The sequence below is a fragment of the Archangium sp. genome (genome assembly GCF_036389735.1).
GTDB lineage: Bacteria > Myxococcota > Myxococcia > Myxococcales > Myxococcaceae > Archangium.
This window is the reverse complement of record NZ_DASVWK010000049.1, coordinates 1-9,760: the sequence shown is the minus strand read 5'-3', so window position 1 is coordinate 9,760 and position 9,760 is coordinate 1. Positions and strand designations below refer to the sequence as shown.

The following is a 9,760-nucleotide window of genomic DNA, read 5'->3' as shown; positions in this document are numbered from 1 at the left end:
ACACGAAGTTGTCCATGGGGCCGAGCTTGAGCTGGCGCACGTACAGCGATTCCATCGGCATCCTCCGGGCGGGGCCGCGCCCCACGGCGTTCGGGCCCCACTCTACGCTCCCCGAGCGACGAGGGGGCCGCTCTTGAGGCGGAGCGCCGCTTCGCATTTGAATGGGGGCCCTTTTGCCCCCGAGGAGGCTCCCTCTTGAAGAACGCGCTGCTCCCCCTGGCCTTCGCTCTGCTCGCCACGAGCGCCCTGGCCAAGGATCAGGCCACCTTCCGCTATACCCCTCCCAAGGACGCGGAACGTCCCATGGTGGTGGAGGGGATGGCGGGTCCCCAGGGCGGCGACTTCGCGCTGCGGCTGCTCTTCGACAAACTGCCCTTCGGGAAGGACTGCGGGAGGAGCTGTGCCAACGTCACCCTGCTGCTCGACACGGATGACAATCCCCGCTCGGGCCTACGGCTGGGGAGCAGGGCGGCCGAGACCGGTGCGGACCTGGCCATCCTAATCCAGGGCACGCGCGACTTCGTCGGCACCAGCGGGGAGAACTACCTGCGGGTGAAGGTACGCCGGCTCTCGGACGACGCCCGGAGCGTGGACGACGGCGAGCTGCTCACCGAGCTCGACCACCGGCGCGACCCCGAGCGCATCCACATCGAGGACAAGACGGTCTTCCTGCTCATCGATGCCTCCAGCAACCTGCCGTCCGGACGCAAGGTGCGGATCATCTACCACCCGCCCGGTAGCCGGGCCCTCCAGGCCACCATGGCGGGAATGCTCAGCGGGAGTGCCACCAGCGGCAAGGTGATGATCTTCCGCCGCGGCGGCTGGGGGAAGGCACCCCAGGGCGGCCAGCGCATCGGCACCGAGAACAAGTAGACGGCGGACAGGGCCCCTCAGGGGAGCGGCGGCCCGAGCAGCCCCGCGCGGTCGAGGAGTTCGCCCACGCGGTTGGCGAGCGCGACATGCTCGGGGTTTGTCGCGGTGAAACGCTCGGGGGTGAGGACGAGGAGCGTGCCCTTGTCGTCGATCCGCTCCATGCGCACGGGAGCGGGCAGCGGAGGCACCCGGCCCACCTGGTCCGAGTAGTAGGTCACCCAGCCCAGCCGTCTCGTCAGCTGGGGTTTCGGGAGGAGATCCTCATAGCTGTTGGAAGCGGCGATGGCCCATTCCGGCTCCCAGGCCACCGCCATGGCGCGCACCAGCTCGGAGAGGACGGTCGCCGTCAGCACCCGCTGTGCGTTCGGGCCTTCCTTGTTGTCCGGTCCCGCGTTGGGCAGATAGAAAACACACGCATTGACGATGCGCTCCGCGTAGAGACCCGCGCGGATGTTGAAGGAGCTGGCCTCATGATCATCGGCGCCATTCCAGCCGTTGAGACGAAAGCCGAGATCCTCGAACATCCGGTCCTTTCCACGCCGGAACATCTTCGTCAACGTGGCTCGGTCCGCCTCGATGGAATGCTTGAGTGCCTCGTTGCGAGAACGCCCCTGCTTGAGCCAATGGGAGAAGTCCGAGGCGATTGTGCGCAGCTCGTTGAACATGACCTCCGCGCGCTGACCACAGTCCTCGGGAGACTCCTTTCGGGCGCCCCAATAGGCCGACGCATAGTAGGTCTCGATCAAGCGCTGCTCCTCACGGGAGTACCGGGGTGTGAATTACCTCAATCCCACGCACGCCTTTACTATCTCGGTGCGGACGCGCTGGAGCACCTCATCCACAGGGAAGAAGGCACCACTGCGTCCATCGTAGAAGCGACCCACCTCGAAGGGGCCAGCCCTCAACGCGCCGTCCTTCAGCGAGACCGGGCCCACGCGCTGCTGGGTCTCTCCATTCAACGCCCAGGCCACATAGCCGTCGGGGCGTAGCACCGCCAGGCCCTCGAAGCGCTGTACGCGTGCGAGCAGGGCCGGGCGAGACAGTTCCTCCTCGCCCTCCATCACCTCCCGCAGCAGGGACGAGGCCGCCAGACGCGGGCCGAAGTTCGCCAGCGAGACGGGACTGACGAGGAGAGCGTCGTACAGCTCCGCCGCGTCCTCGGGCGTGAAGCCCGCTTCGCTCGTGGGCAGCAGGTGGCAATCCCCCAGCCCGGCCCGGCGGAGCAGCGTCTCGAAGCCATCCAGAATCACCAGCCCGCCCTGCACCACGGGGAGCGGCATCGGAGCCGGGCCACCCCCTCCCGTATCGAGCGCCGCGTCGTCTCCCGCCAGCAGCGACCCCGAAGGCGGCCGGCCCGTCGCACAGCCGCCAAGCACCAGCAGGGCCACGACCAGCAAGCCCCTCGCGGCAGGCCACTGTCGTTGCACCACTCGACCGCTTGGGACAGCGGGACGGGGGGACATGGCTCGCCTCTTCGTCAGCAGACCAGGAGACCGGAGCCTACCCTGCCCAGGCCGCCTGACACCCGAGCAGCCCAGCGCACAACTCAGGACATGTCAGTCCCCTGGTGCAAGATGCGCCCAATGGCCCGCTCGAATTGGACCCAGACCGGACAGCCGGCGTCCCCTCCGCCCTACCTGAGAGGGCAAATGGGACATCTCCATCCCCTTGCCTGCCTACCCCTCAGGTAGACAATGGCCCCTACCCGCAGTACGGCCCCGTGGCCACGATTCGTGCCGGTCCCAACCCAGGCAGGCAAGCGTGGCGACCCCACCTTCGAGGCCCTCTTCAACGCGTTTTAATGGCGCCCACACCTGAACAGACGTATAGTTCTTTCCCTGCCGAGGCGTTGCAAACCCTCGAATTTGTTCCCTTTGACGGAGGGCCGTGGTAGTTCGCCGCCCTCACACCTGCCGTCCTGGAAGCGGAGTGCGCGAGCCGCGTCCCGCGTTCCAGTAAGACGGATGGCCCTGGCCTGAACACATGAGCATGCTCGCACAAGCGGAAAACAAGACGCGGAAGAAGCAGGGAGCCTCGGGTGGGGGTGGCGATGGTGCCGCCCCGGCTGCCGGTGGCGGTGGCGGCGGAGCCACGCCCGCCGGTCTCGCCGACGAGGCCCGGCGGCGCTACCTCAACTACGCCCTCTCCGTCATCACCTCGCGCGCCCTTCCGGACGTGCGCGACGGCCTCAAGCCCGTGCAGCGCCGCATCCTGTACGGCATGTGGAACGACCTGAACCTCTCGCACGACGCGAAGTACAAGAAGTGCGCTCAGGTCGTCGGCGCCATCATGGGCCCCTACCACCCCCACGGCGATACCGCCATCTACGACGCCCTGGTGCGCATGGCGCAGGACTTCTCCCTGCGCTACCCCCTCGTGGACGGCCACGGCAACTTCGGCTCGCTCGATGGCGACGCCGCCGCCGCCTACCGTTACACCGAGTGCCGCCTGGAGAAGCTCTCCGACGAGCTGCTCAACGAGCTCGGCCAGAAGACGGTCGACTTCCGTCCCAACTACGATGGCACCCGCACCGAGCCCATCGTCCTGCCCGCGCGCGTTCCTCACCTGCTGATGAACGGCACCACGGGCATCGCCGTGGGCATGGCCACCAACATCCCGCCCCATCACCTGGGCGAGCTGGTCGATGCGCTCATCGCCCTGGTGGATGACAACAACCTCACCGTCAAGCAGCTCCTCAAGTGGGTCAAGGGCCCGGACTTCCCCACCGGCGGAGAGATCCTCAACTCCCAGAAGGAGCTGCAGGAGATCTACGAGACCGGTCAGGGCAGCGTGCGCCTGCGCGGCGAGTACGAGCTGGAGGACATGAAGCGGGGCGGACAGCAGATCATCATCACGTCCATCCCCTACACGGTGAACAAGTCCACGCTGGTGGCGAAGATGGGCGACATCGTCCGGGAGCGGAAGCTGCCGCTCGTGGTCGACGTGCGCGACGAGTCCACCAAGGACGTGCGCATCGTGCTGGAGCTCAAGAAGGAGGCCAGCCCCGAGCTGGTGATGGCCTACCTCTACAAGAACACCCCCCTCCAGACGAACTTCAACGTCAACCTCACCTGCCTCGTGCCCAACCCGGAGAACCCCGAGGTCGGCACGCCCAAGCGGCTGGGGCTCAAGGAGATCCTCCAGTACTTCCTGGACTTCCGTCTCCAGGTCATCAAGCGGCGCATCCAGTACCAGCTCGACGAGCTGAAGAAGCGCGTCCACATCCTCGAGGGCTTCGAGAAGGTCTACGACGCCCTCGACGAGATGATCCGCATCATCCGCGCGTCCGAGGGCAAGCAGGACGCGGCCAAGAAGCTCATCGCGCGCTTCAAGCTGGATGAGCTCCAGGTGGACGCCATCCTGGAGATGAAGCTCTACAAGCTGGCCCGCCTGGAGATCCTGGTGGTCCAGGAGGAGCTCAAGGAGAAGCGCAAGCAGATCAAGGAGCTGGAGGCGCTGCTCAAGAGCAACCCGCGGCTGTGGGCCACGGTGAAGGACGAGCTGGCCGAGGTGAAGGCCGCCTACGGCATGGGCAAGCGTCGCACCAAGGTGAGCCGCAGCGGCGCCGAGGAGATGGTCTTCGACGCCGAGGCCCTCATCGCCGACGAGGACGCCCACGTCGACATCACCCGCGATGGGTGGATCAAGCGCGTGCGCGAGGTGAAGGACCCCGCCTCCACCCGTCTGCGCGAGGGCGATGCGGTGATGACGGTGCTCGCCGGCAGCCTCAAGGCGAACGTCGTCCTCTTCAGCAACTTCGGCACCGCCTACGTCACCCGCTTCAACGACGTGCCGGCCTCCACGGGGTACGGAGACCCGGTGCAGAAGCTGTTCAAGTTCGACGATGGCGAGCGCGTGGTGGCCGCCCTCTCGCTCGACACCCGCCTGTGGCGCCCGGAGAAGCTGCTGGGCATCACGAAGCAGGGCATGGGCATGCGCTTCCCGCTCGCCCCGCACCTGGAGGTCTCCACCCGCGCCGGCCGTCGCTACGCGAAGACGGGCGAGGGCGATGAGATCGTCGGCGTGCAGCCGGTGGAGGACAAGGACCTGGTGGGCGTGCTCACCGAGCGCACCAGTGCGTTGGTGTGCAAGGTGGCGGAGATCAACGAGCTGGCCGGACCGGGCAAGGGCGTCACCGTCGTCAAGGTGGAGGACGGGGACCGGGTGGTGGACTTCCTCGTCTCGCCCCAGGGCAACAAGGAAGTGGGCATCCTCTTCGAGACGCAGAAGGGCCGGAAGCTCACCCTCAACCCGGGCCGCTACGAAGTGACGGGCCGCGGTGGCAAGGGCCACGAGATGTCGCGCAAGGACGCGGTGAAGGAAGTGGTGCGCGAGCCCCTCTTCATCCCGCTGCCGGAGCAGAAGAAGGAGTAGCCGGAGACAGTCATGGCGACGACGACCAAGAAGACGACCTACACGGGCGCGGACATCCAGGTCCTCGAGGGCCTGGAGCCCGTGCGCAAGCGCCCGGCGATGTACATCGGTGGCACCGACAACACGGGCTACCACCACCTGCTGTGGGAGATCCTCGACAACTCGGTGGACGAGGTCATCAACGGCTACGCCTCCACCGTGGAAGTCACGCTCCACAAGGATGGGCGCACCATCACCGTGGTGGACGATGGGCGAGGCATCCCCATCGACATCATGCCCAAGTTCAAGAAGCCGGCGGTGGAGATCATCCTCACCACGCTTCACGCGGGCGGTAAGTTCGAGCAGGGCAACTACATCCACTCGGGCGGTCTGCACGGCGTGGGCAGCTCGGTGGTCAACGCGCTCGCTCGCAAGCTGGTGGTGGAGATCAAGCGCGACGGCAAGCGGCACGTGCAGACGTACAGCCGCGGCAGGCCCACCAGTCCGCTCAAGGCGGAGGGTCCGGCGCGTGGCACCGGCACCTCCATGACCTTCGAGCCGGACCCGGAGATCTTCGGCGAGAAGCTGAAGTTCGACGCGGCGCTCATCCGCGAGCGGCTCGAGGCGAAGAGCTACCTCCACAAGGGGATGACGGTCGTCTGGAAGGACGACACGGCCCACCCGCACGTGAAGGAGGAGTTCAAGCACGATGGCGGCATCGCCGAGTACCTGACCAAGGTGGTGGCCGAGCGCGGCAAGCCGGTGGTGCCGTCGGGCACCACGGCCATCTTCTACCACTCGCGAGACAACGGGGTGCGCCTGGAGGCCGCGCTGGTGTGGACGGAGGCCACGGACGAGCACATCCGCTCGTACGTCAACGGCATCCCCACGCCGCTGGGCGGCACGCACGAGGCGGGCCTGCGCGGCGCAGTGGTCAAGGCGGTGCGCAACTACATCGAGACGCACGACCTCTCGTTCAAGGGTGTCACGCTCACCGCGGAGGACATCCGCGAGGGCATGACGGCCATCCTCTCCACCTATGTGGTGGAGCCGCAGTTCCAGGGCCAGACCAAGGGGCGCCTCAACAACCCCGAGACCACCGCCCAGGTGGACAGCGTCATCCGTCCCGCGCTGGAGAAGTGGCTCAACGACAACAAGTCCATCGCCGAGGCGGTGGTGGCCCGCATCGTCCTGGCCGCTCGGGCTCGCGAGGCCAGCCGGGCCGCCTCCCAGGCGATCAGCCGCAAGACGGCCGTCAGCCACCGGCTCAACCTGCCGGGCAAGCTGGCGGACTGCTCCTCCACGGAGCCCGGCACCAGCGAGCTCTTCCTCGTCGAGGGTGACTCCGCAGGCGGCAGCGCCAAGCAGGGCCGGGACCGGCGCACCCAGGCCGTCCTCCCGCTGCGCGGCAAGGTGCTCAACGCCGAGCAGGCCTCCACCGACAAGGTGGTGGGCAACAAGGAGCTCACGGACATCGTCAGCGCCCTGGGCTGTGGCATCGGCAGCGACTTCGACATCACCAAGCTGCGCTACGGCCGCGTCTTCCTGATGATGGACGCCGACAGCGACGGCAACCACATCGCCACGCTGCTGCTCACCTTCTTCTACCGGCACCTGCGCCCGCTCATCGAGCAGGGACACATCTACCTCGCCCAGCCGCCTCTCTTCCGGGTGGACATCGGCAAGGAGACGTACTGGGCGCTCGACGAGGTCCACCGCGATCAGATCATCCGCGAGAAGGCCAAGGGCAACGCCAAGCCCAACGTCATGCGCTTCAAGGGTCTGGGAGAGATGACTCCGGACGAGCTGAAGGAGACCACGCTCGATCCGAAGAAGCGCCAGAGCCTCCAGGTGACCATCGACAACCCGCTGCTCACCGACCAGGTAATCAACGACCTGATGGGCCGAGACGTCAGCGCGCGCTTCAAGTTCATCATGGAGAGCGCGAACGAGGTCGAGGACCTGGACGTGTAGGACCCCCACCGCGCGGGCATGGTGCCCGAGCCCTCGGCTCGGCTACCATGGCGGGCAATATGAAAGCCCTTGCGCTGGTCCTGCTCCCCACTCTCGCACTGGCCGCCCCGCCCTCCGGGGCCCGGCGCATCGCCTCGCTCCTCGTCCCCATGGATGTGGCGGCCGAGGCGAACGGTCCGAAGATGGAGAGCTACATGAATGAGGCCCTGGACTCGTTCCAGGCCTACTCCGTCCGCAAGCCCGAGGAGCTCTTCGGCCTGCCCCCGGATGAGGAGGCCCAGGCCTCCCTCAAGCGCGGCGAGCTCGGCTACAAGGAGAGCCTCGAGGCCTTCGAGAAGAAGGAGTACGAGGACGCCGAGCGCAAGGTGCGCGCCACCCTCAAGGAGTTGCAGAAGGCCGCCGCGGCGATGACGACCTCCTGCACCCCGCTGTGCGATGTCACCGCCCTGTACGCCGCGGTGATGCAGCAGCGCGGCGACATCGAGGAGGCCAAGCTGGCGCTGTTGGACCTGATGGCGCTCAACCCCATGTATGAGCTGGACACCAAGCGCTACAGCCGCGAGCTCATCGCGCTGCGGGTGCAGGTGGCCACGGGGGTCAACGCGGCGCTGCGCGGTGGGGTGACGGTGAAGTCCCGTCCGGCTGGCGCGCGCGTCTACATCGACAGCGAGTTCAAGGGCTACACCCCGGTGACGGTGCCGACGCTGGCCGTGGGCAAGCACCTGCTGCGCCTGGAGCGCCCCGGCTTCCGCCAGTACGGCCAGTTCCTCGACGTGAGCCTGGACGACTCGGAGGTGAGCGCCGAGCTGCAGCCCACGGACAACTACAAGGCGTACGACGCGAAGCTGGACGCGGTGGCCGCCGAGGTGGGGCGCGGCAACGCCACCAGTCATGCGGTGCTCGGGCTGGGCAGGGCGCTCGGGTTGGAGCGGGGCCTGGTGGGCACGGTGCGCGACCTGGCGGACAACCGCACCACGGAGCTGGTGCTGGGCCTGTACGACATGAGCACCGGCAAGCGGCTCGGCACCAAGCGCGTGGTGCTCCAGGGCGACGAGTTCGGCCAGCTCAAGTCGGAGATGAGCCGCGTGGTCAATCACCTGCTGAACAATGCCGACGGCGGTGCGGAGAAGCGGGTGAAGTCGTCGGATCCGCTGGAGAACTCGCACGGCACGGACGAGTGGAACGGCGAGGATCGCGGCGGCCAGCGGCGCTCGAAGGAGAAGAAGGCCAAGAAGGGCGACCCGCTGGAGGGAGTGAACGGTACCGAAGATTGGTGAGACGCGGCGCTTGTGCGCCGGAAGGCGCGGCCTAGAGTCCAGAGGGCCCTATGCGTGCCCTCTCGCTCTTGATGCTGCTCCCAGCCCTCGCGCTCGCCCAGACGGGGGTCATCGTCCAGCCCGCCACGCCTCCGCGCGGGGTGACGCTGCCCCCCACCTCCGCCGCGCTGGTGGACGAGGCCACGGCCCTCTCCGTCAACCCGGCCGGCCTGCGCTTCGTGGGGCCGCCCCAGCTCTTCTACCTGCACGAGCGCAACCTCGTGCGAGACCAGGTGGGCAACGGGCTGTACCTGGGCTCCAACCTGGGCGGCCTGGGCGCCGGCTTCAGCCTGGAGTGGCTGCGCGGGCGTGGGCTCCCGGACTACCGCAAGACGTCCTTCGGCCTGGCGCTCGGCTCGCGGAGGCTGTCGCTGGGCGCCTCCTACCACGGCTTCTCCTCGGAGAACGCCGCGCTGGACCGGCTCTCCGGCTTCGACCTGGGCCTCACCCTGCGGCCCACGCGCTTTCTCTCCGTGGGCGCGGTGGTGCGGGACGTGAACGCGCCCCAGCAGGGGCCCTTCTCCCTGCCCCGTGGCTACAACCTGGCCGTGGGCCTGCGCCCCTTCGGCGAGCGCCTGACGCTGGGCGCGGACTACACCGCCGCCGAGGGCCAGTGGGGAGATGGGCGCTTCTCGTACACGCTCCAGACCACCGTCCTCCCGGGCCTGGGACTGGGCGCCGGCCTCTCGCATGGGCTCGGCACCGAGCGCTCGCTGGCGCTCCAGTTCGCCGCCACGCTGGACAGCTCGCGCTTCGGCATCACCTACGCGGGCGGAGGCGCCGAGGGCGGCGGGTTGGACCATGTGGTGGCGGTGCGCCTCTCCAGCCAGAAGTACCCGGCCCTGCGCCTCGGCGGGGGCTCGGTGGCGATGCTGGACCTGGATGACGAGCTGAGGGCGGGGGGCGGCACGCTGGCTCTGCTCGGCTTCTCCGAGCCGGACCCGTACCTGCGGCTGACGCGGTGGATGGACGAGGCCACGAAGGATCCCCGGCTCGAGGGCGTGGTGCTGAAGGTGTCCGGCCTGCCGGGCGTGGACTGGGGCAAGGCGGAGGAGTTGCACCAGGCGGTGCTGCGGATGCGCGCGGCCGGCAAGCGGGTGCTGGCGGTGCTCTACAGCGTGGATGACCTGGAATACTTCGTGGGCTCGGCCGCGGACGAGGTGTACGCGCTGCCCTCCTCCGCGCTGCTCATCAACGGCCTGGCCGCCCACGTCACCTCCCTGGGCGGGACGATGGAGAAGCTG

General features: G+C 68.0%; 6 protein-coding genes and 1 pseudogene. 5 read left to right on the top strand and 2 right to left on the bottom strand.

What is annotated here, in order from left to right; genetic code table 11:
• The first annotated feature begins 195 nt into the window (after window positions 1–195).
• Window positions 196–873 (top strand): hypothetical protein, encoded by a 678-nt coding sequence (locus tag VF794_RS01780; RefSeq protein WP_331107087.1) that lies wholly within the window; start codon window positions 196–198, stop codon window positions 871–873.
• 17 nt (window positions 874–890) lie between these two features.
• Here the strand turns inward: VF794_RS01780 and VF794_RS01775 are convergent, their stop codons facing one another.
• Both VF794_RS01775 and VF794_RS01770 read right to left on the bottom strand, forming a co-directional pair.
• On the bottom strand, window positions 891–1,619 hold the full coding sequence (locus VF794_RS01775) for an immunity 52 family protein (protein ID WP_331107085.1): 729 nt from the start codon (window positions 1,617–1,619) through the stop codon (window positions 891–893).
• A 33-nt stretch (window positions 1,620–1,652) separates the two neighbouring features.
• Window positions 1,653–2,270: a hypothetical protein gene (locus VF794_RS01770; RefSeq protein WP_331107083.1), complete on the bottom strand. Its 618-nt coding sequence runs from the start codon at window positions 2,268–2,270 to the stop codon at window positions 1,653–1,655.
• Window positions 2,271–2,862: 592 nt separating this feature from the next.
• Here VF794_RS01770 and VF794_RS01765 point away from each other — a divergent pair.
• The 4 genes and pseudogenes from VF794_RS01765 to VF794_RS01750 all read left to right on the top strand — a co-directional run.
• Window positions 2,863–5,247: a DNA topoisomerase IV subunit A gene (locus VF794_RS01765; protein WP_331107082.1), complete on the top strand. Its 2,385-nt coding sequence runs from the start codon at window positions 2,863–2,865 to the stop codon at window positions 5,245–5,247.
• A 12-nt stretch (window positions 5,248–5,259) separates the two neighbouring features.
• Entirely contained in the window at window positions 5,260–7,200 is a 1,941-nt protein-coding gene (locus tag VF794_RS01760) for a DNA topoisomerase IV subunit B (protein WP_331107080.1), read from the top strand.
• A 59-nt stretch (window positions 7,201–7,259) separates the two neighbouring features.
• Window positions 7,260–8,477, top strand: coding sequence for a PEGA domain-containing protein (locus VF794_RS01755; protein WP_331107078.1), 1,218 nt, complete (start codon window positions 7,260–7,262; stop codon window positions 8,475–8,477).
• A gap of 50 nt (window positions 8,478–8,527) precedes the next feature.
• Window positions 8,528–9,760: pseudogene (locus VF794_RS01750) on the top strand (signal peptide peptidase SppA); the annotation flags it as partial.

What these genes read in the sequence shown, in the direction of transcription:
- VF794_RS01755 (WP_331107078.1), top strand. Translation starts at nt 7,260, where the DNA reads ATGAAAGCCCTTGCGCTGGTCCTGCTCCCCACTCTCGCACTGGCCGCC.
- VF794_RS01760 (WP_331107080.1), top strand. Translation starts at nt 5,260, where the DNA reads ATGGCGACGACGACCAAGAAGACGACCTACACGGGCGCGGACATCCAG.
- VF794_RS01765 (WP_331107082.1), top strand. Translation starts at nt 2,863, where the DNA reads ATGCTCGCACAAGCGGAAAACAAGACGCGGAAGAAGCAGGGAGCCTCG.